This window comes from Acinetobacter sp. YH12095 (assembly GCF_013419245.1).
Taxonomy (GTDB): Bacteria; Pseudomonadota; Gammaproteobacteria; order Pseudomonadales; family Moraxellaceae; genus Acinetobacter; species Acinetobacter towneri.
In genome coordinates this window covers 233,908-258,792 of record NZ_VPAL01000003.1, presented here as the reverse complement: position 1 = coordinate 258,792, position 24,885 = coordinate 233,908, and the positions used below count along the sequence as shown (strand labels likewise).

24 protein-coding genes and 1 tRNA gene are annotated in these 24,885 nt (G+C 41.3%); 21 read left to right on the top strand and 4 right to left on the bottom strand.

The genetic code is table 11. The features are described from left to right. Nucleotides 1-135: 135 nt before the first annotated feature. The 5 genes from pabC to mtlD all read left to right on the top strand — a co-directional run bounded on the left by pabC (nucleotide 136) and on the right by mtlD (nucleotide 5,490). Nucleotides 136-969: an aminodeoxychorismate lyase gene (gene pabC, locus FTU35_RS04300; RefSeq protein ID WP_154320893.1), complete on the top strand. Its 834-nt coding sequence runs from the start codon at nucleotides 136-138 to the stop codon at nucleotides 967-969. Further along, nucleotides 962-2,026, top strand: coding sequence for an endolytic transglycosylase MltG (mltG, locus tag FTU35_RS04295; protein ID WP_131261158.1), 1,065 nt, complete (start codon nucleotides 962-964; stop codon nucleotides 2,024-2,026). Before pabC ends, mltG begins: the two co-directional genes overlap by 8 nt. A gap of 2 nt (nucleotides 2,027-2,028) precedes the next feature. Further along, nucleotides 2,029-2,637, top strand: a complete 609-nt coding sequence (gene tmk / locus FTU35_RS04290) for a dTMP kinase (protein WP_131261157.1) — start codon at nucleotides 2,029-2,031, stop codon at nucleotides 2,635-2,637. A 118-nt stretch (nucleotides 2,638-2,755) separates the two neighbouring features. Then, nucleotides 2,756-3,166 carry a PaaI family thioesterase gene (locus tag FTU35_RS04285; protein WP_096901103.1) on the top strand — a complete coding sequence of 137 codons (411 nt, stop codon included), beginning with the start codon at nucleotides 2,756-2,758 and terminating at the stop codon, nucleotides 3,164-3,166. Between the two features lie 194 nt (nucleotides 3,167-3,360). Beyond that, on the top strand, nucleotides 3,361-5,490 hold the full coding sequence (gene mtlD / locus FTU35_RS04280; RefSeq protein ID WP_179991211.1) for a bifunctional mannitol-1-phosphate dehydrogenase/phosphatase: 2,130 nt from the start codon (nucleotides 3,361-3,363) through the stop codon (nucleotides 5,488-5,490). 178 nt (nucleotides 5,491-5,668) lie between these two features. Here mtlD and nadB read toward each other — a convergent pair whose 3' ends face one another. After that, nucleotides 5,669-7,303 carry an L-aspartate oxidase gene (gene nadB, locus FTU35_RS04275; RefSeq protein WP_154320890.1) on the bottom strand — a complete coding sequence of 545 codons (1,635 nt, stop codon included), beginning with the start codon at nucleotides 7,301-7,303 and terminating at the stop codon, nucleotides 5,669-5,671. A gap of 331 nt (nucleotides 7,304-7,634) precedes the next feature. On the opposite strand from nadB, the gene FTU35_RS04270 reads away from it, so the two are divergent. The 11 genes from FTU35_RS04270 (at nucleotide 7,635) to FTU35_RS04220 (ending at nucleotide 17,085) form a co-directional block, all read left to right on the top strand. After that, nucleotides 7,635-9,017 carry a Do family serine endopeptidase gene (locus FTU35_RS04270; RefSeq protein WP_131261155.1) on the top strand — a complete coding sequence of 461 codons (1,383 nt, stop codon included), beginning with the start codon at nucleotides 7,635-7,637 and terminating at the stop codon, nucleotides 9,015-9,017. 167 nt (nucleotides 9,018-9,184) lie between these two features. After that, entirely contained in the window at nucleotides 9,185-9,640 is a 456-nt protein-coding gene (locus FTU35_RS04265; protein WP_004971726.1) for a thioesterase family protein, read from the top strand. Between the two features lie 309 nt (nucleotides 9,641-9,949). After that, on the top strand, nucleotides 9,950-11,767 hold the full coding sequence (gene lepA, locus FTU35_RS04260; protein ID WP_004971725.1) for a translation elongation factor 4: 1,818 nt from the start codon (nucleotides 9,950-9,952) through the stop codon (nucleotides 11,765-11,767). Between the two features lie 21 nt (nucleotides 11,768-11,788). Then, a complete protein-coding gene (gene lepB, locus FTU35_RS04255; protein WP_004971724.1) occupies nucleotides 11,789-12,616 on the top strand; it encodes a signal peptidase I in 828 nt (275 codons plus the stop codon). Between the two features lie 24 nt (nucleotides 12,617-12,640). After that, nucleotides 12,641-13,012, top strand: a complete 372-nt coding sequence (locus tag FTU35_RS04250) for a DUF4845 domain-containing protein (protein WP_004971723.1) — start codon at nucleotides 12,641-12,643, stop codon at nucleotides 13,010-13,012. Beyond that, a complete protein-coding gene (rnc, locus tag FTU35_RS04245; protein ID WP_179991210.1) occupies nucleotides 12,984-13,685 on the top strand; it encodes a ribonuclease III in 702 nt (233 codons plus the stop codon). The genes FTU35_RS04250 and rnc overlap by 29 nt, the downstream gene beginning before the upstream one ends. Next, nucleotides 13,682-14,710 carry a GTPase Era gene (gene era / locus FTU35_RS04240; RefSeq protein ID WP_004971721.1) on the top strand — a complete coding sequence of 343 codons (1,029 nt, stop codon included), beginning with the start codon at nucleotides 13,682-13,684 and terminating at the stop codon, nucleotides 14,708-14,710. Before rnc ends, era begins: the two co-directional genes overlap by 4 nt. A gap of 22 nt (nucleotides 14,711-14,732) precedes the next feature. Then, on the top strand, nucleotides 14,733-14,933 hold the full coding sequence (locus FTU35_RS04235) for an NF038104 family lipoprotein (RefSeq protein ID WP_019837686.1): 201 nt from the start codon (nucleotides 14,733-14,735) through the stop codon (nucleotides 14,931-14,933). A gap of 8 nt (nucleotides 14,934-14,941) precedes the next feature. Further along, nucleotides 14,942-15,655 (top strand): DNA repair protein RecO, encoded by a 714-nt coding sequence (gene recO / locus FTU35_RS04230; RefSeq protein ID WP_026438306.1) that lies wholly within the window; start codon nucleotides 14,942-14,944, stop codon nucleotides 15,653-15,655. 11 nt (nucleotides 15,656-15,666) lie between these two features. After that, nucleotides 15,667-16,392 carry a pyridoxine 5'-phosphate synthase gene (gene pdxJ, locus FTU35_RS04225; protein ID WP_179991220.1) on the top strand — a complete coding sequence of 242 codons (726 nt, stop codon included), beginning with the start codon at nucleotides 15,667-15,669 and terminating at the stop codon, nucleotides 16,390-16,392. 39 nt (nucleotides 16,393-16,431) lie between these two features. Beyond that, nucleotides 16,432-17,085: a tRNA-(ms[2]io[6]A)-hydroxylase gene (locus FTU35_RS04220; RefSeq protein ID WP_004971715.1), complete on the top strand. Its 654-nt coding sequence runs from the start codon at nucleotides 16,432-16,434 to the stop codon at nucleotides 17,083-17,085. Between the two features lie 281 nt (nucleotides 17,086-17,366). Here the strand turns inward: FTU35_RS04220 and FTU35_RS04215 are convergent. After that, nucleotides 17,367-17,442: transfer RNA gene (locus FTU35_RS04215), tRNA-Asn, on the bottom strand. A gap of 250 nt (nucleotides 17,443-17,692) precedes the next feature. On the opposite strand from FTU35_RS04215, the gene FTU35_RS04210 reads away from it, so the two are divergent. Both FTU35_RS04210 and FTU35_RS04205 read left to right on the top strand, forming a co-directional pair. Beyond that, a complete protein-coding gene (locus FTU35_RS04210) occupies nucleotides 17,693-18,151 on the top strand; it encodes a hypothetical protein (protein ID WP_154320886.1) in 459 nt (152 codons plus the stop codon). Between the two features lie 139 nt (nucleotides 18,152-18,290). Continuing rightward, complete coding sequence (locus FTU35_RS04205; RefSeq protein WP_180064519.1) at nucleotides 18,291-19,118, top strand: DMT family transporter; 828 nt, start codon at nucleotides 18,291-18,293, stop codon at nucleotides 19,116-19,118. A gap of 195 nt (nucleotides 19,119-19,313) precedes the next feature. Here FTU35_RS04205 and FTU35_RS04200 read toward each other — a convergent pair whose 3' ends face one another. Further along, a complete protein-coding gene (locus tag FTU35_RS04200) occupies nucleotides 19,314-20,549 on the bottom strand; it encodes a pyridoxal phosphate-dependent aminotransferase (RefSeq protein WP_004971708.1) in 1,236 nt (411 codons plus the stop codon). Between the two features lie 218 nt (nucleotides 20,550-20,767). Between FTU35_RS04200 and FTU35_RS04195 the strand changes: the two genes are divergently transcribed. Further along, complete coding sequence (locus tag FTU35_RS04195) at nucleotides 20,768-20,947, top strand: hypothetical protein (protein WP_004971707.1); 180 nt, start codon at nucleotides 20,768-20,770, stop codon at nucleotides 20,945-20,947. A 56-nt stretch (nucleotides 20,948-21,003) separates the two neighbouring features. Here FTU35_RS04195 and FTU35_RS04190 read toward each other — a convergent pair whose 3' ends face one another. Then, nucleotides 21,004-21,792 carry a hypothetical protein gene (locus tag FTU35_RS04190; protein ID WP_004971705.1) on the bottom strand — a complete coding sequence of 263 codons (789 nt, stop codon included), beginning with the start codon at nucleotides 21,790-21,792 and terminating at the stop codon, nucleotides 21,004-21,006. Nucleotides 21,793-22,044: 252 nt separating this feature from the next. Here FTU35_RS04190 and uvrB point away from each other — a divergent pair, with 252 nt between their 5' ends. Together uvrB and FTU35_RS04180 are read left to right on the top strand one after the other, a co-directional pair. Next, nucleotides 22,045-24,072: an excinuclease ABC subunit UvrB gene (uvrB, locus tag FTU35_RS04185; RefSeq protein WP_104851763.1), complete on the top strand. Its 2,028-nt coding sequence runs from the start codon at nucleotides 22,045-22,047 to the stop codon at nucleotides 24,070-24,072. A gap of 170 nt (nucleotides 24,073-24,242) precedes the next feature. Continuing rightward, the gene (locus FTU35_RS04180; protein ID WP_004971700.1) at nucleotides 24,243-24,842 is read left to right on the top strand and encodes a lipocalin family protein; all 600 of its coding nucleotides are present in this window, start codon (nucleotides 24,243-24,245) and stop codon (nucleotides 24,840-24,842) included. The last annotated feature ends 43 nt before the right edge of the window (nucleotides 24,843-24,885 follow it).

Genomic DNA, 24,885 nt, shown 5'->3' with positions numbered 1-24,885 from the left:
TGTTGAATGAGGCAAGCATATCGGTAGTCTATTTGCTGAAAAAATAATTTAAAATGCGGTGAATATCAGTAAATGATAAATATAAATTTCTTCATTGTTTTCTATATTTAGAGATAAATAACGAGTACTTCTTCCATGCAGTGTTATAAAAATGCCAAGCCTACCGAGCAGATTCATGTGTTAGATCGCGCGTTTCATTATGGTGATGGATGCTTTAGCACTGCACGTATTCGCCAAAATCAAATTGAATTACTTGACCGCCATTTGGCGCGTTTGCAATATGCTAATCGCCAACTTTCTTTAAATGCCAATCTTGAGTTAATCACTGAAACGCTGACACTTTTAAAGCAGGCGCATGGTGAATTAAACGGTACTTTAAAGATTGTTTTAAGTCGTGGTGTGGGGCAGCGAGGTTACAGTTTGCCTGATCATCCTGCCGATGTTTGGGTGTTTTTCTATCCACAAGTACAAGCGGCTTTAGATACGGCATATCATTATGACATCATTCAAAGTGGCATCTTGGCACAAGCGATTGGACTAAGCATGCCGAATTTAGTTGGGCTGAAAAGTCTAAACCGACTTGAACAGGTATTGCTCAAACAAGAAGCCGATCAAAAAGGCTGGACAGAAGCTTTGGTTACTGATGTACAGGGCAGTGTGGTTGAAGGTGTGAGTAGTAATTGTTTCATTCGTATAAACAATACATGGATTACCCCGCAACTTGGTTATAATGGCGTGCACGGTGTCATGCGGGCAGAAATTTTATCGCGCATGCAACAACAGAATTTGCATTGTGAACAGCGTGATGTTCATGTTTCGGAAATTGCGCAGATTCAAAGTCTGTTTTTCTGTAATGCCTTAACGCCCATGAAAATTGTCAGCCATTTAGGGCAGCAGGTTTTAGATGTGCAGCCGTGTGTGGAACTATTTAAGCAACTTCAACTGAATCAGATTCATTCTTATGTCTAAGCGTCCATCAAAATCTAAAAAGAAAACCAAACCTATATGGTCTAAGCGTGCTATTCAGGGTGCGCTTATTTTTGTACTCGGACTGTTTTTGGTCATTGGCATGATCTTATGGTCAAGCTTATTTAAAGATTATCCTGTTGAAGGCAAAAAACAATTATTGGCGATTAATGATGGTGATACCTATTCACGCTTTATTGATCGTTTGGCAGAACAAGATCATGTGAATTTTCCAATTGTTTTAAAGCTGTATCAACGAGTGATGATTCACGACAGCATGAAAAAAGGCGTGTATGAAGTCCGTCAGGGCATGAGTGTGCGTCAGGTTATGGAAATGATCGCCAATGCTGAAAATGCACAAATGAACCGTATTTTGGTGATCGAAGGCACGACTTTTAAACAATTGATTGATGCGTTAAAGAAAGATGAGTTGGTCACCAAAGAAGTGTCGCATTTGCCGTATGATCAAATGCTAAAAGCTTTAAATATTCCTTTTACACATCCCGAAGGTTTATTTGCGCCGAATACTTATTTCTTTGCCAAAGGTGAAACTGACCGTAAAATATTAACCGATTTATATCAGCGTCAAATGAAATCATTGGATGATGCTTGGAATAATCGTGCAGCAGATTTGCCCTATAAAAATAAATATGAAGCTTTAATCATGGCATCTATTATTGAAAAAGAAACCAATGTTGATGCTGAATTAGAGCAGGTTTCGGGTGTGTTTGTACGTCGTTTAAAACTGGGGATGCGTTTACAGACTGACCCAACCGTGATTTATGGTATGGGTGACCGTTATCAGGGCAATATCACCCGTCAGGATTTACGCACTCCAACGCCATACAACACCTATACCATGAGTGGCTTAACGCCAACACCAATTGCTTTGCCAAGTCAAAAAGCCATTGAAGCGGCTATGCATCCAGACCAATCTGACAATATTTATTTTGTCGCGACAGGTAACGGTGGGCATAAATTTAGCACCAATTTGCAAGATCATAACCGTGCCGTACAGGAATATTTAAACGTACTACGCACGAAAAAATCAGGGGAATAAGCATGTTTATCAGTTTTGAAGGTACTGAAGGGGTAGGCAAAACTACACTTATTCGCCGTATTCATGATTATTTTACTGCACAAGGTCAGTCGGTGGTTTTAACCCGTGAACCGGGTGGAACCCCTATGGCAGAGCAAATTCGTGCTTTGTTGCTCGAGGTCAACCATGAAGAAAAAATGTGTTCAGACACTGAGTTATTGTTGATGTATGCAGCGCGTGCACAGCATTTAGATCGGGTGATTTTACCTGCGTTGGCTGCAGGAAAAACTGTACTGTGTGACCGTTTTAGTGATGCGAGTTTTGCTTATCAGTGTGCAGGACGTGGTTTGAGTGAAAGCAAGTTGCAGACTTTAAATAATAACTTTGTGGCACGTATGCCTGACTTAACTTTCTGGCTGGATGCACCGATTGAACTGGGTATGACCCGTGCACGGGCACGTGGTGAACTTGATCGTTTTGAACAAGAGAAAGCAACTTTCTTTGAGAAAGTAAGAGGTGGCTATCAAACTTTGTGGGAGCGACACCCTGAGCGAGTGAAGCGCTTAGATGCAACACAAAGCCCCGATCAAGTATTTGCACAGGCGATGCACTATTTGCAAGCTAAGGCATAACAAACAAAGGTATAACAAGCCAATGGGTCATGGTTATGCATTTGATTGAATGGAAAAATCTTCTATAGTGGAAATGCTTTAGAAGATTTTTTTATTTAAATAATAGCGAATAGTAAATATGACCAAAGACGAAATTATTGAATTTTTAAAAGTTGAGTTTCCGCAAAGTTTGGAAAAATGTGAAATTGTGTCCATCACGCCACGTGGGGCATTGGTGAATTATCACATCGATGAACGTGATTTACGCCCAGGTGGTACGGTATCAGGGCCGACTATGATGACTGTTGCAGACTATGCACTTTATATCGCCATTTTAGGGGAGTTGGGTTTGGTGGCTTTGGCGGTGACCAGTAATTTAAACATCAACTTTTTACGCAAGCCCGCAGCAGGGCGTAATTTACGTGGTGAATGTCGCTTAATGAAAGTAGGGAAAAACCTCGTGGTCGGTGAGGTTTGGGTATATTCCGAAGGTGTAGATGATGCCGTGGCGCATGTCACAGGGACGTATTCGATTCCACAGATTGGCTGAGAATAAAGTCAGCTTTATCTTAATTTTAGTTACTTATATTTACCATGTTGTTACATATGTACACATACTACATGAAAATCAGGGTTTGATTGGTTAAAAAATAATCACAAATATTTCATTTTATGTTTTTCATATAGATCAAATCTGCTTTTGTCTAAGCTAGCAACCCGTAAGTGATAAAACAAGGGAGCTAAATGCTTAAATTTAAGAACAATATTGTTCATGGAGCAATCTTTGATATGGATGGAACAATGTTTGATACTGAACGATTACGGTTTCAAACATTGAAGCAGGCATCTCAGGAGCTCATTGGCGTTGAATTTTCAGACGTATACCTCATGCAATGTTTGGGTTTGAGTGCAAAGAGCGCTGAACAACTGGCGCAAGCAGAATATGGTGCAGACATTCCTTACCGTGAGATCCGTCAGCGTGCTGATGAACTAGAACTAGAAAGTGTGCGCAATTTTGGTGTGCCCATTAAAAAAGGTTTGTTGCAGGTATTAGAGCGGTTACGAAAGTCTGGCTTGAGAATGGCGGTTGCTACGTCTAGTCGTCGTGCCATTGCCGAAGAATATTTGATTAATGCCAATGTCTATAAGTTTTTTGATGTATTAGTTTGTGGCGATGAGGTGCAACAGGGCAAGCCACATCCTGAAATTTTTATAACAGCCGCACAAAAAATTAATCTAGAACCCAGCGAATGTTTCATGCTGGAAGATTCTGAAAATGGAATCAAATCTGCACATGCAGCGGGTGGCATAACCATACTATTTCGGGATATAAAAAAACCTAATGCTAATATGTTGTCACTCACGCAGCATTATTACGCAAGTATGCAAGCTTATTTAGATGACTTAAATCAAGTTATTCCTGTATTGGAAATGCCGAGTTTACAAGAGGCCTTCCCGCAAACTTTAAATCAGTTGAGTGTGGGGATTCATGGTTTTGGTGCAATAGGTGGGGGCTATTTGGCCCAAATTTTATCGCACTGGGATGGCTATACCCGTCCTAAACGTATTTATGCTTCTACACGGAATACCTTATATCGTTCTGCAGTAAACGCCTTTGGAACGTATTCAATTCGTTATGGACAATGTTCTTATGATGAACGAATTGAAAATATGCACATCATTGATGCGGAGAACTTGCAGCAGATGCAGCAAATGTATGTGGAGTCGAGCCTAATTGCATTATGTTTGCCTGAACATGCTTTACAGCAAGAGGCTAAAGTAATTGCGCAGGGCTTATATGCCCGTTTTATAGCGCAATTTGAACTCCATCAGCCTTTAACTATTTTGGTAATTTTAAATAAAGTTGGGGCAAAACAGCTCTTGATGACGCATATTCATCAGGCGTTAGAGGCGTTGTTGGATCCCGATACGGCAGCCAAAATTATGGAGCAGCATTATTTTTGCGATACTGTCGTAAATAGAATGGTCTCTAAATTAAGCGATCAAAACTTATATCGCCAATTACGCATCAAGTATAATATTTTTAAGCAATTTCAGTTGGATGACGAAGCAGAGCCAATTGAAATTGAAGACAATACTCGATTGCAGCCTGAGCAAGAGCGTCAAGCCACCTTATATGTAGAAGATTTAAGACGCAATTTTCAGCCCAGTCACATTTTGCAAAGTATGGATTTAATTTTATTTCATGCTGAAAGTGACATGCCTATTTATGTGGAAAATGCCAGTCCATTATTGCAACACATGCGTCAAATGATTTTGGTAGATGATATTGCCGAAATCCAACTCATTAAAAATCGTTTATGGAATGGTGTACATGCCATGATGGCTTGGTTATCCAGTTTAATAGGGCATAACAGTATTGGTGTCGCAATGGCAGACCCATTGGTTGCAGATTTTACCCGCGCTGTTTCGGCACAAGTAGCGTTGGGATTAGCTGCACAGTTGCCGCATCGTCAGCAAAACTTAAAGCATCTGGCACAGAGCTTTCTGGACTCATGTGAACATGCCTATAAAGACCCGTGTCAGCGTGTGGCACGTGACCCTTTGCGTAAACTCTCAGCCAATGAACGGGTGATGGGTGCTTTGATTTATCATCTGCAGCATGATTTAGCTGCAAATTATGTGCAGAAAGGAGTGGTGTTGGGCTATCTGTATGCAATTAAAATGCAGCAGTTGGGGGCTCAAGCAGCATTACAGCATTTGTCAAAACAATTGCAAAATGCGCCTATAGACGAACAGACACGGCAGCAATTGCAGTACATAATTAGCCACCAATTACAGCAACTATTGGCTGGTCAAGTTCGCTTAGAAGCATTTATTCAAGATGGTACTCAAGTTGCAGCCGTAATCTAAAACTCAACTTGATGAATTCTTGGGGGGAGGTTTAGTAAGTTAACGTCATCATATTCAAAATGATAAAATATCGAATCGTGTTATGGAACACGATTCGGTGCTTTCTTGCATTAGAATTCAAATGCACTTTATTCACAGATACTTTTATGCAAATGCTGTTGTGTAACAAGCAATCAGATCACTCATTCACCAATGGGGTTTCCACTTGGAAGTTTGGTGGAATAAGCACAGTTTTACGCAATTCAGGCGCAAGCTCTGGATAATCTAGCGTGAAGTGTAAACCACGTGATTCTTTGCGTTGCATGGCACAGCGCACAATCATTTCAGAAACCAGAACCAAATTACGCAGCTCAATCAAGTTTTTACTGACTTGATAGTCCTGATAATACTCGGTGATTTCACGTTTCAGCATTTCAATGCGGTGCAAGGCACGCTCTAAACGCTTGGTGGTGCGTACAATGCCGACATAGTTCCACATGGTTGCGCGTAGCTCATCCCAGTTTTGTAAAATCACCACATCTTCGTCAGGATTCGTCACTTGCGAATCATCCCAAGCAGGAACTTCAGGCGAGCTATAATCTGCAGTGTAATGGGCTTCAATATGTTTGGCGGCAGCCATTCCATAGACAAAACATTCTAAAAGAGAGTTACTTGCCATACGGTTAGCACCATGCAAACCTGTATAAGAAGTTTCACCAATCGCATATAAACCAGCAATATCGGTTTGGCTATGTTCATCCACCATTACTCCGCCACAAGTGTAGTGGGCGGCAGGTACAACAGGAATCATATCGGTAGTGATATCAATGCCCAATTCCAGTAAACGTGCATACAGCGTTGGGAAGTGTTCTTTCACAAATTCTGCAGGTTTATGGGTGATGTCTAACCACACATGACGAATACCTAAGCGTTTGATTTCATAGTCAATCGCACGTGCTACAATGTCACGTGGCGCCAATTCTGCACGCTCATCAAAACGCAGCATAAAACGCTCACCATCGGGTAAACGCAAATATGCACCTTCACCACGCATGGCTTCAGTAATTAAAAACGAACGTGCTTGGGGATGATACAAACAGGTCGGGTGGAATTGATTAAACTCCATATTTGCCACACGGCAACCTGCACGGTATGCCATGGCCATACCATCACCTGTGGCAATGTCTGGGTTAGATGTATATAGATAGGCTTTCATTGCACCACCGCAGGCAAGTGCGGTAAACGGAGCAAGGAAGCTATGCACTTTTTGTGTTTTTTCATCTAGTGCATATAAGCCTAAAGTGCGATTGCTTTCATTTAAACCTAATTTTTGCGAGGTAATTAGGTCAATCGCAATAAAATTTTCAAAAATGGTGATGTTTTGCTGTTCTTGGACACGTTGTACTAAAGTGGTCGAAATTGCGCGTCCTGTTGCATCGGCTGCATGAATAATACGTCGCTGTGAGTGACCGCCTTCACGGGTTAAGTGCAACTGTTCTTGTTCATCTAAAGTAAATTGAACACCTTGTCTCAGCAGAAAATCTACCGAAGGTTTGCCGCCTTCTACGGTTTGCTTGACAGCATCCATTTCACATAAATGCGCACCTGCAATCATAGTGTCATCTATGTGTTGTTCAATTGAATCTGTTTCATCAAGAACTGCCGCGACACCGCCTTGCGCATAGAAAGTGCTGGCTTCAGTAAGGGTAGATTTCGCCAAAACGGCAATATTGAAATGCTGGGGTAATGAGAGTGCTAAACTCAAACCTGCACCACCACTTCCCACAATAATCACATCAAATTGATGTGTTGTGTTTAAATTAGGCATGTCCATCAGCTAATTTGAAAAAAGTTGGATAATGACACCCCTTTTTACAGAAAAAGGCAAGTGCGAAGTGGATTTGAATAATGAAAAAAAAGAATAAACTGGCAACTTTTATGGAATATCCCACTTTTATTGTGAATCGATCCAATGCATTTCATTTATAGCACTTTGACGCATCATTTTTGATGGGTCAAATATAAGATGCTATCTCAGCTATCCTCCACAGTGCCTGCCAAACCGTAATTGAAAAAGATTCAACATTTTATTACGCAAAAGCCTATTATTTTGTGCTAAATAAGGTGAGTTCAAAGTCATAACTATTATTGAGTGAATGCTATTTATGAAAAATCGCAACTTAAAAAAAGGTTTATATGCGGCTGTTTTTACTATGGCAACTGTGCAGACTCAAGCAGCACCACCAGTAGACTTTTCTAATTTGGTTGAGCAGGTTAGCCCTGCGGTGGTGAGTGTCAATGTTGTCAAAAAAATGAGTCAGGAAGAACTCTTACAACAACAAGTTCCAGAAATTTTACGCCGTTTTTTTGGCAATCAAGTGATTATTCCCCAACAGCAAATTCCACAAGAAAAAACAGGTTATGGCAGTGCCTTTTTTATCAGTAAAGATGGATACCTTTTAACCAATCACCATGTTGTTGAAGATGCTTCAAAGGTTACCATTGTACTGAATGACCGCCGTGAACTTGATGCAACTGTCGTGGGGAGCGATGAACGTACCGATGTCGCGTTATTAAAAGTGCAGGGCAGCAGTTATCCAGAATTGCGTACAGGTAATGTCGATCAATTACGTGTAGGTGAACCTGTGCTTGCGATTGGCTCGCCATTTGGTTTTGACTATTCTGCATCGGCAGGAATCGTGAGCGCCAAAATGCGTAATATGATGGGTGAAACTTCAGTGCCATTTATTCAGACCGATGTGGCGCTTAACCCGGGTAACTCAGGCGGGCCGTTATTTAACCAGCGCGGTGAAGTGGTTGGTGTGAACTCCCGTATTTTTAGTGGTACGGGTGGTTATATGGGCTTGTCATTCTCCATTCCTATTGATGTTGCCATGGATGTTGCCGATCAGTTAAAGCGTAACGGTAAAGTGACTCGTTCTTATTTAGGGGTGAGTTTGCAAGATATTGACCGCAATTTGGCAGAATCTTATAAACTCAGTAAGCCTGAAGGTTCATTAATTACTCAAGTTGCACCAAACTCACCTGCGGCACGTGCAGGTTTGCGCGCGGGCGATGTGATTCTTAAATACAACGGCACACCTATTTCCAGAACGTCTGAATTGTTGAACTATTTAAACCGTTCAGTGCCAAATCAAAGTATTCAGCTTGAAGTATTACGCGATGATAAACGCCGTAATATTACCGCTACGGTGAGCACAGCACCTGACGACACGCCTGCCAAAAACAACCCTGACACAGCAGCCAAAGGCCCTGTTTTAGGGGTGTCGATTCGTGATTTAAGCGTTGCAGAACAACGCCAATTAGATATTAAAGGCGGTGTGTTGATTCAGGAAGTGCGTCGTGGTGGTTCGGCAGCTCAGGCACGTATTATGCCAGGTGATGTGATTGTGCAACTGAATAACACCACCATCCAAAATGCCAACCAATTTGTTGAAACAGTATCTACCTTGAAACAAGGTACAATTGCGCGTGTGGTGATTATCCGTCAAGGGCAACGTGCGATTATTGGCATGCGTATTCAATAAGTTGATGTGGCATAAAATCGTAAATCTATCTAAAATTTAGAATCTTGCTAAACTTTAAATAGCCACTTATTTTAAGGAAGTCGCTCTTGAATTAGGGCGACTTTTTTATGTAACTCGGTATTTTTGTTAGACTAGACCGACATCGCCGTTTTAGTTAAAAGGATGACATGAGCAGCATATTTGATTTAAAAATCACCGTACAGCCAGAACATATTGATATTTTAGGGCATGTCAATAATGTGGTGTATGTGCAGTGGATGCAGGATGTAGCATCGGCACATATCGAAACATTAGGTTTAGGGGTGCTGGAATACTTAAAACTAAAACATGCGATGGTGGCGGTGGAACATCATGTGCAATATCGTAAAGCGGCACTCGAAGGTGAGGAGCTGATTTTGCGTACATGGTTAAGTGATTTGAATGCGTTGTATTCATTCCGCCAATATGCGTTTTATCGCCCTCAGGATAAAAGTCTGCTGTTTATGGGCAATACACAATGGGCTTGTGTGGAAATTGCTACAGGTCGTCCAAAACGCATGTCACCGACATTTACGCAAGCCTATCAACCCCTTGCTGCTGATGTGAATCCGTTGGATTTTAGTGAGTATGATTCATTAAGATGAGTTGAAGCACCAAGTGTAGCGTCATTGAAAGTTGCTGCATGTTATTGCTGTCGATGTTGTTAAAGAGGGTATTCACCTGTTTCAAATAGCATGAAGTATTCTTCAATTCTCACTTTAATTACGACACACATCTCTGCATAAAAAGCCTAAAACTCTCGAATAAAAAGAAAAACGCGTGAGGCTGCAAAAGGAAGTCATTATTATGGATACATTGAAAAATCCATCTGCTATAATCCTTCGCAATTTCTATTCGGCTTTTGCTCTGCATGAATTTTAATGTGCAGAGCGTGTTATTTTTCAAGGTAACCCATGGCGCAAGCTAAAAAAACTGTTGATATTAAAAACATCCGTAACTTTTCGATCATTGCCCATATTGACCATGGTAAATCGACTCTAGCAGATCGTTTCATTCAAACCTGTGGTGGTTTACAAGATCGTGAGATGCAAGCTCAGGTGTTGGATTCTATGGAGCTTGAGCGTGAGCGTGGGATTACCATTAAAGCCACCTCAGTGACTTTATACTACAACCATCCAAATGGTCAGGAATACCAGTTAAACTTCATTGACACCCCAGGACACGTTGACTTTTCCTATGAAGTATCACGTTCTTTGGCAGCTTGTGAAGGTGCGCTATTGGTAGTCGATGCGGCACAAGGGGTAGAAGCGCAATCAGTTGCAAACTGCTATACCGCAATTGAGCAAGGCTTAGAAGTTTTACCTGTACTGAATAAAATTGATTTACCGCAGGCAGAACCTGAGCGCGTGATTCATGAAATTGAAGAAATTATTGGTATCGAAGCGCAAGATGCACCCACCTGTTCGGCTAAAACAGGTTTAGGCATCGACAATGTATTAGAAACCTTGGTGAATGTCATTCCTGCACCACAAGGTGATCGTGATGCGCCATTGCAAGCCTTAATTATTGACTCATGGTTTGATAACTATTTGGGCGTTGTGTCGCTGGTACGTATCAAGCAAGGTCGCGTGCGTAAAGGCGATAAAATGTTGATGAAATCGACAGGTCAAACGCACATTATTACCTCAGTTGGTATTTTTAATCCAAAACATACCGAAACAGGTATTTTGGAAGCAGGTGAAGTTGGCTTTGTTATTGCGGGTATTAAAGATATTTTTGGTGCGCCAGTGGGTGATACCATCACACTCGCAACTACACCAGAAGTAGAAACCTTACCAGGCTTTAAAAAAGTTAAGCCGCAGGTTTATGCAGGTTTATTCCCAATTGATGCCAGCGACTTTGAACCGTTCCGTGAAGCCTTGCACAAACTACAAATTAACGACTCAGCTTTGTTCTTTGAACCTGAAAGTTCAGATGCTTTAGGCTTTGGTTTCCGTTGTGGTTTCTTGGGCATGTTGCACATGGAAATCGTACAAGAGCGTTTAGAGCGTGAGTACGATTTAGACCTAATTTCATCAGCTCCAACGGTTATTTATGAAGCTGTGATGAAAAATGGCGAAACGGTTTATATCGACAGTCCATCTAAAATGCCTGATGGTTCAACTGTAGAAGATTTGCGTGAACCGATTGCGGAATGTCATATTTTAGTGCCGCAAGAATACTTGGGTAACGTCATGACCCTATGTATTGAGCGTCGTGGTGTGCAAAAAGACATGAAATTCTTGGGTAACCAAGTGTCTATTACTTTTGAAATTCCAATGGCAGAAGTCGTGATGGATTTCTTTGATAAATTGAAGTCATGTTCACGTGGTTTTGCATCGTTAGATTATAACTTTGTGCGTTTTGAAAGTTCATCTTTGGTTAAAGTAGATGTACTGATTAACGGTGAAAAAGTTGATGCCTTAGCGATGATTTGTCACCGTCAGGATGCACGTCACCGTGGTATTGCCTTGGTTGAAAAAATGAAAGACTTGATTCCGCGTCAAATGTTTGATGTGGCTATTCAGGCTGCCATTGGTGCACAAATTATTGCGCGCTCAACCGTGAAAGCGATGCGTAAAAACGTACTTGCGAAGTGTTATGGCGGTGACGTTTCTCGTAAGAAGAAACTACTTGCCAAGCAAAAAGAAGGTAAGAAACGTATGAAGCAAGTGGGAAGTGTTGAAATCCCGCAAGAAGCTTTCTTAGCTGTACTTAAAGTCGAACGCTAAAATTATAAGGATAATAAACCCATGGATTTTGATTTTAATTTGATTCTCGTTCCTGCCACATTATTTTTTATTGCGGTGTGGCTGCTCGATAAATTTGTATTTAAGCAAAGAGCAACGAAAGGGCGAGGCAATGAAAACTTCATTATCACATGGGCTTATGATTTTTGGCCTGTTTTGGCAGTGGTGATGGTACTGCGTTCATTCCTGTATGAACCATTTAATATTCCGTCAGATTCTATGGTGCCAACCTTAGAAACGGGCGATTTTATTTTGGTGAACAAGTTTGAATATGGCGTGCGTTTGCCAATTATTAACAGCAAAATTATAGATGTGGGTTCGCCTGAGCGTGGCGAAGTTGCGGTGTTCCGTTATCCACCACAACCAAGCATTAGTTATATTAAGCGTATTGTCGGTTTACCAGGCGATCATATTGTTTATGATCATGGTCAGCTGAGCATTAATGGCGAGAAAGTAACGAAAACCCCAATCCAGTTTAGCCGTGAAAAAGACAGTCTAGATACACCTACTTCAATTTACCATCAGGAAACTTTAGGGGCGCATACATTTACCATGCGCGAGCTTGAAGGTGTAAACGTGGCGCGTCAGGCACCATTCCTGAACTATGTAGACAATGGTAAATATTCAGCAGAAAATGGTTTATATTGGGAAGTCAAAGTACCTGAAGGTCATTACTTCGCGATGGGGGATAACCGCGATCAAAGTGCTGACAGTCGTTTTTGGGGTTTTGTACCAGAGGAAAACCTAACAGGTCGTGCATTCTATGTGTGGATGCATAAAGAGCCTGGGTTTAATTTGCCGTCATTTAGTCGTAACGGCAAAATTGATTAATACAGCAGATTAGGAAAATAAAAAATGCGTCATCAACAAGGGGCATCCTATATTGCAATTTTAATTGCAATTATTGGTTTTGCATTTATGGCAAAAGTGGCAATTGCGGTTTGGGGACCATATTTCGATGATCGAATGTTGGACAATCAAATTGAAGAGCAATTGTTGAATGGGCCAAAAAACCTATCACCACAAAAGTTTATTGGTGAAATGGACAAGCGTTTAAGCATGAACAACATTCGCGATATTAAATTTGCAGATGTAGCTCAAGTGACCAACGTAGATGGTTTAGAAGTGAAAAAAGAATATGAAATAAGAAAACCTTTCTTATTGAATATTGATATTGTAATGAAGTTCGAGAAAAGTTTTGATCAAAGCTCAGTCCAAGCTAAATGAGACCCGTCTAGCCAGCCGAATCGGTTATCAGTTTAAGCAACCTGAATTGCTTAAACTGGCTTTGACTCACCGCTCGGTGAGTCATAAACACAATTACGAACGTCTGGAATTTCTAGGCGATTCGTTATTGGGAATGATTGTTGCCAATTATTTATATGTGGCTTATCCACATGAAAATGAAGGGCGTTTAACGCGCATGCGGGCAACACTGGTACGTCAGGAAGCCTTAGGCAAAATTGCCAATGATTTAAAGCTCAGCCAAAATTTAATTCTCAGTACGGGAGAATTGAAATCTGGCGGTCATCATCGTGAGTCTATACTGGCAGATACCGTAGAAGCGATTATTGGCGCTATTTATGTCGATAGCGGTGATTTGAATTTGCTGCAAACGATTGTGCTAAAATGGTACAGCCCTTATTTAGATCATATTGAGCCAACTGATCAACTCAAAGACCCTAAATCACGCTTACAAGAGTATTTACAAGCACGTAAAAAACCTCTCCCGATTTACGAGGTTGTAGATATTCAGGGCGATGCACCGAATCAGCATTTCATTGTGGAATGCCGAGTCGATAGCTTACCTGTAATGAAGGGTGAAGGTTCAAGCCGTCGCTTTGCCGAGCAGGCAGTTGCGGCAGATATTTTAAAATTCTTGGAGCAAAAGTCTGAATGACCATCCATTCCGATCACGTAGATGCTGATCACGAGTCGAATAACGACGCCAATGACCTAATTAACCAATTCTTTAGCGGTCAGGGAACTGAAATTCCATCTGATTTCCGCAGTGGTTTTGTTGCGATTGTTGGTCGCCCGAATGTGGGTAAATCGACCCTCATGAACCACTTATTGGGTCAAAAACTATCCATTACTTCACGTAAACCGCAAACCACACGTCACAAAATTGTGGGAATTGATTCACGTGAAAAATCTCAGGCTGTGTTTGTAGACACACCAGGGATGCATAAAAAAGAAGTCCGTGCCATCAACAAAATGATGAACCGTGCTGCATCATCTGCTTTGCGTGATGTGAACTTGGTTTTGTTTGTGGTGGATGCACAAAAATGGACGCAAAATGATGAGTTAGTCCTAGAAAAGCTGAAAAATGCAGAAATGCCAGTGATTCTGGTGATTAACAAACTCGACACTTTTGAGAATAAAAATCAGGCTTTGCCGATTATTCAAGAACGTGCCAAGTTAATGAACTTTGCCGAAATTGTACCTGTATCGGCATTGCGCGGCGCGAACCTAGATCATTTGCGTGACACGATTGAACGCTATTTGCCATTCCAGCCACCGTTGTATTCGCTAGATCAAATCACAGACCGTTCAGAACGTTTCTTGGCATCTGAAATTATCCGTGAAAAGATCATGCGCCAATTGGGCGAAGAACTGCCTTACGATTTAACCGTGCAAATCGAATCATTTAAAACTGAAGATGCGGTTTTAAATGAAAAAACGGGTCGTATGAAAGCACCATGTACCTATATTGATGCCACTATTTTTGTAGATCGCTCTGGTCAAAAAGCCATTGTGATTGGTGAAAAAGGCGCGAAGCTGAAAAAAATTGGTATGGATGCACGGGTCGACATGGAAAAAATGTTCGAGCAAAAAATCATGCTGACGCTTTGGGTGAAAGTCAAAGGTGGTTGGTCTGATGATGAACGTGCATTAAAAAGCTTAGGATATAGCGATATCTAAGTTTGACGAAAAGGGAACTGTGATGATGAAAGTGTTGGCCATTGTGGCATGTATGTTTGTCTTGCAAGGTTGTATTCACAAAGTTGTGACAGTTCCCGTAAAAGTTGCCTACAAAACTACAAAGGGTGTGGTGAAAGGCACTGCTGCTGTAGTTGGTGCTGTCATTCCAGATGGTGATGACGAAGAAAAATCCAAACAAGAATCCTCTAAAGAACAGGATTAATTGACGCTATCATGCGTAATGAAATCTTGCATGGTTATTTAATCCATCATCGAAAATACCGCGAACGTAGCCATATTGTGCACTTGTTTACCCGCGAACATGGGCGGGTTGATGGTATTTTAAGACAAATGCCACCGCCACAATATCAACCGATTCGCATACAAGCTTCGGGAAAATCAGACCTTAAAAATTTCACCAAGCTGGAAATTGTTAATCAACCGGTTTTCTTCTTTGGTGATGCATTTTTTTCAGGCTTTTATTTAAATGAAATCGTGCTGCGCTTATGTTCTGCCGAAGTGGAAATGCCAGAAACTTTTGTGCAATATCACCAGACTTTGGCGCATTTACAACACTTATCTAGTCAAGAAAATCCCAATCTATTCTTAAGACAAATTTTGCGTCAGTTTGAACATACTTTATTGGAAGAATTAGGCTATGGGATTGATTTTTCAGTCGATGCGAACCAAGAGCCGATTCAGCCCAATCTACATTATCATTTTCAACTGAATGATGGTTTTATCCCCACCGCGCAAGTATCACGAGCAAATTTGCTTGGCGCACAGATCCTGAGTATGTGCGACTATGAAAAAGGTAGGGATTTTAACCCAGAGCAGTTACAATTACTGTCTCGGCTGTATCGACAAATGATTAGTTCACTGTTGGGTGATCGACCTTTAAAAAGTCGCCAATTGTGGATTCAGAATTCTCAAACCCAAGCGTAATGTAGGAACCTATTATGGCTTTACTCGGTGTCAATATTGACCATGTGGCAACTTTAAGACAAGCGCGTGGCACGAACTATCCAGACCCTGTGAAGGCCGCATTAGTTTGTGAACAGGCGGGTGCAGAGGGGATTACTTTGCATTTGCGTGAAGACCGTCGTCATATTCAGGATGATGATGTGCGTCGTATGCGTCCGTTGCTAAAAACTCGTATGAATTTGGAAATGGCAGTTACTGAAGAAATGATCGAGTTTGCCAAAGAAATTCGTCCACAGCATGTATGTTTGGTACCTGAGCGCCGTGAAGAAGTAACCACTGAAGGTGGTTTGGATGTAGTAGGCAATTTTGCAGCAGTTAAGGCCGCTACTCAGGAATTAACAGCAATTGGCTGTGATGTGTCACTGTTTATTGATGCAGATCTTGCACAAATTGATGCGGCCGTTGCATGTGGTGCACCGACCATTGAAATTCATACAGGCGCGTATGCCAATGCAGGAAATGAAGCTGCACAGCAAGCCGAATTGACCCGTATTGTTCAGGGCGTAGAATATGCAGCTAGCCGTGGCTTAGTGATTAATGCAGGGCATGGCTTGAACTTGGACAATGTAGGTGCAATTGCCGCTATTCAACACATCCATGAGTTAAATATTGGTCATGCTTTAATTGGTGATGCTGTATTTGTCGGCTTGGAACAGGCTGTTAAACGCATGAAAGCTGCGATTGATGCAGCGCGTTAATCTGCATATTTAAAATTGAAAGATAAAATTTGAAACGTTATGTCCAGCATAAATTATGATGAATTGATGCAGCCTGTGATAGCATTTTTAGGCTGCGAAACACCCAAAGAATGGTTGAACGAAGCATTAAATAATTTAGATATTTTGATGCAAGATCATGCTAACTGTGAGAAAAAAGCAGCAGGCACAGCCATGAATCTGATGTTTCGTTACAGCTTTTTTACCGATTTGCAGGTCAAACTGGCACAGTTGGTACGCGAAGAAATGCTGCATTATGAGCAGGTGCTAGAGTTCATGGCAAAGCGTGGGCAAATGTGGCAGGGTTTAAGTGCAGGGCGTTATGCAGGCGGTTTACGTAAAGAAATCCGTACCTATGAACCTGAAGCACTAATTGATGTTTTGGTGATAGGTGCCTTTGTAGAAGCACGTTCATGCGAGCGGTTTTATGCGCTTGCGCCATTGGTAGATGAAGAATTAGGTAAGTATTACCGTTATTTACTGAAATCAGAATCACGGCATTATGAAGATTATTTGGCACTGGCTTTGGATGTAGCAAAAACAGCAAAACTGAAAAACCCTGAAGAAGATATTCAGGGGCGAATTCAGCATATACGTGAAGTGGAAAAGAATCTTATTTTAAGTCCAGATGATCTGTTCCGTTTTCATAGTGGTGTGCCTGTGCAAGCCGCTTAAAACTTGTAGATGATCTAAGATAGAAAACGGAACTTCGGTTCCGTTTTTTTATCAATCAAGTTATTGCTTAGGTATTTTGATTGTGGATTGTTGCCTAAGTCACTTAGAAATGATCAAGGCTAAGATTAGGAATTACATTAAGCTGAATTGCCCAAAACAGTTACATTCATCTTTTTGAACGATTAAGGCATGAATCGCTGCTTGGTTATTTACAGACCACATCATCCATAAATTTTAGGCAATAAAAAACCCAAGTCGTTATGCTTGGGCTTTTTAGAATTTGGCTCTCCCACCTGGGCTCGAACCAGGGACCTGCGGATTAACAGTCCGTCGCTCTACCGACTGAGCTATGGGAGAATCTGAATGCGATTATAAGCAGATTTAAGCAAGGGTCAAGCATAAATTGTCATGTTTCTTTCATTTTGACTTTATATGCTTTTTATTTGAACAAAAAACAAAATTTTATTAAAAAATCACCCACAAGACTTGCGTTACACAAAATCGGTTGTTAGTCTGAGTGACAGAACAAAGCGTTTAAGTAGCATCTTAAACAGTGTGGATTTAACCCAACTTGCCAGCACTAAAATGGCTAAATCGGAGTAAGCGAATGAATACGCTCAGCATTTCTGACATTTTTTCTCAATTTTCTTATTATCAAGAACATTATCTTTCTATCTTGTCTACGCCTGAACAATACTACACTGCTGTAGAAGGCGCGTTTATTCATGTCTGGCCTTTGGCACCTCAAGATTTGTATTTGGGCGATTTATTGCAGTTGTGGTTTAGTGAAAAATGGCTCATTCAATCGACCTGCCAATTGCTTTCAGACCATCCAGACAACGGCACAAAAAAACCATTGCAGCGTGATCATGATTTATATTTGTACCAACTGGCGGGCAGCGCGCTTTCGGGGAGTAACCGTTCACGCGTGTGGTCTGTGTCTGAACAAAAACAATTGCGTGTAGAATTAGACTCTGCTTTTCGCTATTTATGTGAATATAAAGCGACAACTCAACCTGTAGTGTCTAAATCAGAGTTGATCGCAGCATTGAAAAACAGTATCTAATCTAAATAGTATTTAATCTAAGATGATTTATCATTTCAGCCAAATAGATTTGTATTGAATTGAGCGAAATGACTTGCACTAAAATAGTGTTCTAAACTGCGATAAAGATTTGCGAACAGCTTGAAAAGGATATTCAGCCGTGTGGATTAAAATATGCATTGCCATGCTCGCATTTGCTGCAAATTCCTTGCTGTGTCGTTTGGCATTGGCTGAACAGCAAATTGACCCTATGAGTTTTAGTTTGCTCAGGGTTGGCAGTGGAGCAGTGTGCTTAGGACTGTTCTATGCTGTTTTGCAGGTTCAACAACCAATTCAATTCCAATGGAAATCTGCACTCAGCCTTGCTGTATATCTGCTCGGTTTTTCGTTAGCATATTTGCATATAGACGCAGGCATAGGCGCATTGATTCTATTTGGCGCAGTGCAAATCACCATGATCAGTTATGCGATTTTGCATGGTGAGCGCATGACTTTGCCGCGCTGGGTCGGGTTAGGTTGTGCTATATTGGGGATGGGTTTGTTGCTATTGCCTGAAGCCAGTACGCCAACGTTCAAATATGCATTGATGATGTTACTGGCAGGTATTGCATGGGGTTTTTACAGTATTGCTGCAAAGACGATGCAGCATGCTTTAACCAATACTCTATCTAATTTCATTCTGGCGACTCCGCTTGTTGCTGTATTTTTTCTTTGGTATTTACCCGAAAGTTTTATCACTTGGCAGGGGGTGGTTTTGGCGGTCTTGTCGGGTGCATTGGCTTCGGCTGGAGCGTATGTGTTGTGGTACAGCATTGTGAAAAAAATTGATCACATTACCGCAAGTACTGTGCAACTTTCTGTGCCGTGTTTGGCGATTTTAGGCGGTGTAATTTTTCTAGGCGAACAACTCACCCTGTTGAAGGTCGTGGCAACCTTGATTGTGTTATGTGGTATTTTGATGGTGATTTTAACTAAACCACGTGTATAAAACCGTTTAGATTGCAGCGGGTTTGGTCTTTTATTGAATTTCTTATATCTATCAAGAAATGATCTTGAGGCTTTTTAAAAGCGTTATTTGTGATCTCTCTCCTCAGAAATGAGGAAAAATGATGAGTGAAAAAACGTAATTAAAACAAAAACCCACGATTCAATCGTGGGTTTTGTTCATCTAAACAAGTTTAGATTATTTTGCAGCTTTTTCAGCTTCAATTGAAGCAATCGCTTCATCTACACCTTCAATTGATTCTGCAGCTTTTTTGATACGTGCCAACGCATCTACAAGTACTTCGTCTGCGGTTGCATAAGAAATGCGCATGAAACCGCCTAAACCGAACGCATCACCAGGAACAACGGCAACACCAGTTTCTTCCAATAACCAAGCAGAGAATTCTGTGCAAGATTTTAAGCCTTTCGCACGAATCAATGGTTTGATGTTTGCATACGCATAGAATGCGCCATCTGCAGGTAAGCAAGAAATACCTTTGATGTCATTCAAACCATTTACAACTAAGTCGTGACGGCGTTTGAATGCTTCAACCATTGGCTCAAGTACGTCTTGTGGGCCGTTCAACGCAGCTTCTGCAGCAACTTGCGAAATAGAAGTTGGGTTAGAAGTCGATTGAGATTGAATTTTCTTCATCGCACCAATTAGTTTAGCAGGGCCCGCTGCATAGCCAATACGCCAGCCAGTCATTGCATAAGCTTTAGACACACCGTTTAACACGATTGTGCGGTCATAAAGGTCTGGTGCAACTGTCGCGATGTTATAGAACTCATCATCCCAACGGATTGGTTCGTACATATCGTCAGATGCAATGAATACTTCAGGGTATTTGCGTAGTACAGCAGCCAAAGCTTCTAATTCAGCTTTAGTGTAGATCATACCTGTAGGGTTAGATGGGCTGTTTAACACCACTAAACGTGTTTTGTCAGTGATCGCAGCTTCTAATTGTTCAGGCGTGATTTTGAAACGTTGTTCTTCACCACATTCCACAATGACTGGCACGCCTTCAGCAATAATCACCATATCTGGATAGCTTACCCAGAACGGTGCAGGGATAATCACTTCATCACCCTTGTTTAACAAAGCCAACGCCAAGTTAAAGAATGATTGCTTACCACCACAAGACACCAAAATTTGGTTCGCTTGGTAGTCAAGATTATTGTCACGTTTTAATTTTGCGATAATGGCTTTTTTAAGACCAGGCGTACCGTCAACAGCAGTATATTTTGTAAAACCGTTATTAATTGCTGCAATAGCTGCATCTTTGATGTGTTGTGGTGTATCGAAATCCGGTTCACCTGCACCCAAACCAATAACGTTATGACCCGCAGCTTTAAGTTCAGCGGCTTTATTGGTTACTGCAAGTGTTGGGGACGGTTTGATGGCATTGACACGATCAGAGAGACGTACGTCCACGGCATATTCCTTCTTATAGGGATAAAAAAATAAAAAGCATATTATCTTAGCCTAAATTCGATGTCTGCGTCGTTTAAAATTGCATCAAATTAATAAAAAATCACCAAATTAGACCAATTTCCTATGAAATCGTGATTAAAACTGCTGTGAGGTGGAAGTTTCTCGCATCGGGCGGCAAAAAACTTTAAAATAGTCCAAATTTTATAAGAGTGATGGTCATGAGTAAGCAGCAGCCTACTTCAAAAAAACCATTGGTGAATCTCCCATTCCCAATGCCAAATACAGCGCAGGATAATGATCAGGCGGTACATAATTCAGTGCGTCCTAAACCTGAGCAATATGCCGATAAGACTTGGCCACCGCCACGTGGTACTCGTCGTTCGATGGGTAAGCGCTAAAAAAATGCCACAATTACGTGGCATTTTTTATTGATGGGGATTTAAAAGTATTGAAATTAACGAACATGCTTACGCGCTTTGTTGGCAGGTTTTGGCGGCGAGATTTCACGTACGCCATGCCATACATCGCTAAAATCTTGCTCGTTGATATTATACAATTCCAATAAAGCCAAAATCGCTGCACCAAATAGCATTGGGCCTTCTGAATTATTTTGGAACTCGAATACCTTACCATTTAAGTTGTGCAAAATATCCTGAATTTCAAAGACCCGATCACGCCCATTGCTGTCAGTTGGGTACATTTGTGTATTCAATATGATTTTAGCCAAGGCTTTTTCATTATCGCTCAATGCCAAGACTTCAATTAATTCATCGGTGGCAGGGGTAAAAATCACAGAATCACGGTAAATGGTGTGTAGTAATTTTTGCGTTAGTTTAGGCAATGCTTTTTCGACAAAAGGACGAAACGACGCAGGAAAAATCACATTATGGGCAATGCCTTTAAACATAGGGGCAATTTCTTCAACCGTATAACCTGCAATACCACAACCAATTGAAGTTAAAAAATACTTCATTTTAGGATGGTTTTTGGCATAGATTTTAAAGTCATCCACATAGTGCTGAATTTGCGATAGTGGCATTTGTTGTAAATGTTCATTCATGGTTGGAATGGCAAAACTTTGTCCTGCCCAACCGCGCCCGACGCCTTCAACGGCACCAAAAAATTCTTTGGCTGTTCGTGCTGCACCACCTGCATGTTGTCCTGCCATGTTACTGCCAAATACGAAAACAGTATCTTCAGGGAGGCTTTTGATAATTGATTCGTCGTGATATTGGTAAGTCATGAATGTGTGCTTTTATGGTTGTCGTCCTGAAATTTCATGTTGCCTTTGAATAGCCAGTGGGTCAAGTCTTAAAGCAGTTTCCCCGTGCTCAATTTAGTCGTAGCACATCTTCGTTCTAACAGCGTCCAATACAGAATTAAAACCGAGCAATGGCTTTGTAGCTACGCAACATCGCCACAACATATTCGGATGTCCTGAGTGTAGGCAAATCTGCTAAAATATTAGGTCGCATCAAACCTGAGAGCTGCATTTGTGAGTGATAAGCAACCTTTCGATTTAGTCACCAACTATCAACCTGCGGGTGACCAACCACAAGCCATTGAAAAATTGGTTCAAGGGATAGAACAGGGCTATCATGATCAGCTATTACTTGGGGTTACAGGCTCAGGTAAGACTTATACCATGGCCAATGTGATTGCCAGAACACAGCGTCCGACCATTGTCATGGCACATAACAAAACGCTGGCAGCGCAGTTGTATGGTGAGTTTAAAGCGTTCTTTCCGAACAACGCAGTCGAATATTTTGTCAGTTATTATGACTATTATCAGCCTGAAGCCTATGTACCATCTTCCGATACTTTTATTGAAAAAGATGCGGCTATTAATGATCATATTGACCAAATGCGACTCTCGGCCACACGTGCTTTGCTAGAGCGTCGTGATGCCATTATTGTCGCATCGGTATCTGCAATTTACGGTTTGGGTGACCCCAATGCTTATATGAGCATGTTGCTGCATGTGGTGCAAGGTGATCGGGTGAATCGTGATGATTTGATCCGTCGTTTGGTGGAAATGCAATATAGCCGTAATGAGCTAGAGTTTTTGCGCGGTACTTACCGTATTCGTGGTGAAATTTTAGATATTTTCCCTGCTGAATCTGATCAGCATGCTATTCGCATAGAATTATTTGATGATGAAGTCGATTCGATTCGTTGGTTTGATCCATTAACAGGCAAATTGGTGCGTAAAGTGCCGCGCGTGACTATTTATCCTAAAAGTCACTATGTTACGCCTAAGGATAATTTGGAACGTGCGATTGGTACCATTAAAGAAGAACTAAAAGAGCGTTTGGTGTTTTTTCGCGAACATGACAAATTGCTAGAAGCGCAGCGCATAGAACAACGTACCCGCTATGATTTAGAAATGATGCAGCAATTGGGCTATACCAACGGCATCGAAAACTATTCACGACATTTGTCTGGACGACCTGCAGGCGAAGCACCGCCCACTTTGTTTGATTATGTACCTGATGATGCCTTGCTGATTATTGATGAATCGCACGTGACCGTTCCGCAAATTGGCGCGATGTATAAAGGTGACCGATCACGTAAAGAAAACTTGGTGAATTATGGTTTCCGTTTACCTAGTGCGTTAGACAACCGTCCAATGAAATTTGAAGAATGGGAGCGCATCGTCCCATCCACAATTTATGTGAGCGCTACACCTGCACAATATGAGTTGGAAAAATCGCAACAAATTGTAGAGCAAGTGGTGCGTCCAACAGGATTGATTGACCCAGAAATTGAAATTCGTCCTGTGTTAACGCAGGTGGATGATGTGCTGTCTGAAATCAATTTGCGTAAAGAATTGAATGAGCGGGTGTTGGTCACCACTTTAACCAAACGCATGGCTGAAGATTTGACCTCGTATTTAAAAGAATACGGCATTCAAGTGGCTTATTTACACTCTGATATTGATACCGTAGAACGCGTCAAAATTATTCACGAATTACGTACAGGCGTGCATGATGTCTTGGTTGGCATTAACCTGTTACGAGAAGGTTTAGACATGCCTGAAGTGTCTTTAGTGGCAATTTTAGATGCCGACAAAGAAGGCTTTTTACGTTCAGAACGTTCGTTGATTCAAACCATTGGACGTGCAGCACGTAACTTGAAAGGTAAAGCAATTTTATATGCAGATCGCATTACCGATTCAATGCAAAAGGCGATAGATGAAACAGAGCGTCGTCGTGCCAAACAAATTGAATTTAATGAATTGCACGGCATTACTCCACGTAGTGCAGTGCGTCAGGTGATTAAAGAAATCGACACAGGTGAAGTGCTGAACGATGAGCAAATTGATGAAAAAATCAATGCACAAAGCCGTGCTTTAAGTGACGATGAACAGCACATTTTGGCTGATCCTAAACTGTATGCCAAACATATTGCCAAACTTGAAAAAGAGATGTTGAAAGCATCTAAAGAACTGCAATTTGAACAAGCGGCTCGTTTACGTGATGAAATTTTGCGTTTAAAAGCGCAAATGTTGCAATCTGGCTAAATTGGGGCGAATTGCACTGTCAGTGTAAGTGCGAGTTTGCATACTAAACTTGCTATGTAAAATTTGAGTTGCAAAAATTACATATCCATACAGTAAATTGAAATGCTTGCGGTTATTTTTGAAGAAGATAAACAAAATTGACTGAACATTAGAGTTTAGAGGTTGGGACAATGGCTAAAAAACTTCCGTTTGCAGGTGCGCGACTTGCCAAAATTGCCCTTGGTGGTGTGGTGCTGATTGGTTTGGGTGCTGCGACTATGGCATATTCCAAAACCAATGAACCGATGAAAACGGTAGAAAAAGTCGAATTAGATAAATATTTAGGCGTTTGGTATGAGGTTGCAAGAAAGCCTTTATATTTCCAAAACAAATGCGGTTCAAATGTAACAGCAGCATATACATTGAATGAAAATGGCAATGTGCAGGTGGATAACCGTTGTATTGCAAAAGATGGCAAACAAATGCGTGCTTTGGGCGAAGCTTTTGTACAAAATGCGCCTTTTAACAGCAAACTCAAAGTTAGCTTTTTACCTGAAGTCATTCGTTGGTTGCCTGTAGGGCGTGGTGATTATTGGGTGTTAAAGCTAGATGATGACTATCAAACTGCCTTGGTGGGTGAACCACGCCGTAAATATTTATGGGTACTTTCACGTACGCCGCATCCTGATCAGGCTGTCGTGACTGAATATCTGAACTATGCCAAATCACTCGGTTATGACTTAAGTGATGTGATTTATACCAGACATACGCAAACTAAAAAGTCAGACTAAGTTGCAGCAGCTCCAGAGCTACTTATAGATATAAGCAGACAAA

Excerpts from the sequence above, each read along its gene's own strand:
- pabC (WP_154320893.1), top strand. The coding sequence starts at position 136 with ATGCAGTGTTATAAAAATGCCAAGCCTACCGAGCAGATTCATGTGTTA.
- mltG (WP_131261158.1), top strand. The coding sequence starts at position 962 with ATGTCTAAGCGTCCATCAAAATCTAAAAAGAAAACCAAACCTATATGG.
- tmk (WP_131261157.1), top strand. The coding sequence starts at position 2,029 with ATGTTTATCAGTTTTGAAGGTACTGAAGGGGTAGGCAAAACTACACTT.
- FTU35_RS04285 (WP_096901103.1), top strand. The coding sequence starts at position 2,756 with ATGACCAAAGACGAAATTATTGAATTTTTAAAAGTTGAGTTTCCGCAA.
- mtlD (WP_179991211.1), top strand. The coding sequence starts at position 3,361 with ATGCTTAAATTTAAGAACAATATTGTTCATGGAGCAATCTTTGATATG.
- nadB (WP_154320890.1), bottom strand. The coding sequence starts at position 7,303 with ATGGACATGCCTAATTTAAACACAACACATCAATTTGATGTGATTATT.
- FTU35_RS04270 (WP_131261155.1), top strand. The coding sequence starts at position 7,635 with ATGAAAAATCGCAACTTAAAAAAAGGTTTATATGCGGCTGTTTTTACT.
- FTU35_RS04265 (WP_004971726.1), top strand. The coding sequence starts at position 9,185 with ATGAGCAGCATATTTGATTTAAAAATCACCGTACAGCCAGAACATATT.
- lepA (WP_004971725.1), top strand. The coding sequence starts at position 9,950 with ATGGCGCAAGCTAAAAAAACTGTTGATATTAAAAACATCCGTAACTTT.
- lepB (WP_004971724.1), top strand. The coding sequence starts at position 11,789 with ATGGATTTTGATTTTAATTTGATTCTCGTTCCTGCCACATTATTTTTT.
- FTU35_RS04250 (WP_004971723.1), top strand. The coding sequence starts at position 12,641 with ATGCGTCATCAACAAGGGGCATCCTATATTGCAATTTTAATTGCAATT.
- era (WP_004971721.1), top strand. The coding sequence starts at position 13,682 with ATGACCATCCATTCCGATCACGTAGATGCTGATCACGAGTCGAATAAC.
- FTU35_RS04235 (WP_019837686.1), top strand. The coding sequence starts at position 14,733 with ATGATGAAAGTGTTGGCCATTGTGGCATGTATGTTTGTCTTGCAAGGT.
- FTU35_RS04220 (WP_004971715.1), top strand. The coding sequence starts at position 16,432 with ATGTCCAGCATAAATTATGATGAATTGATGCAGCCTGTGATAGCATTT.
- FTU35_RS04210 (WP_154320886.1), top strand. The coding sequence starts at position 17,693 with ATGAATACGCTCAGCATTTCTGACATTTTTTCTCAATTTTCTTATTAT.
- FTU35_RS04195 (WP_004971707.1), top strand. The coding sequence starts at position 20,768 with ATGAGTAAGCAGCAGCCTACTTCAAAAAAACCATTGGTGAATCTCCCA.
- FTU35_RS04190 (WP_004971705.1), bottom strand. The coding sequence starts at position 21,792 with ATGACTTACCAATATCACGACGAATCAATTATCAAAAGCCTCCCTGAA.
- FTU35_RS04180 (WP_004971700.1), top strand. The coding sequence starts at position 24,243 with ATGGCTAAAAAACTTCCGTTTGCAGGTGCGCGACTTGCCAAAATTGCC.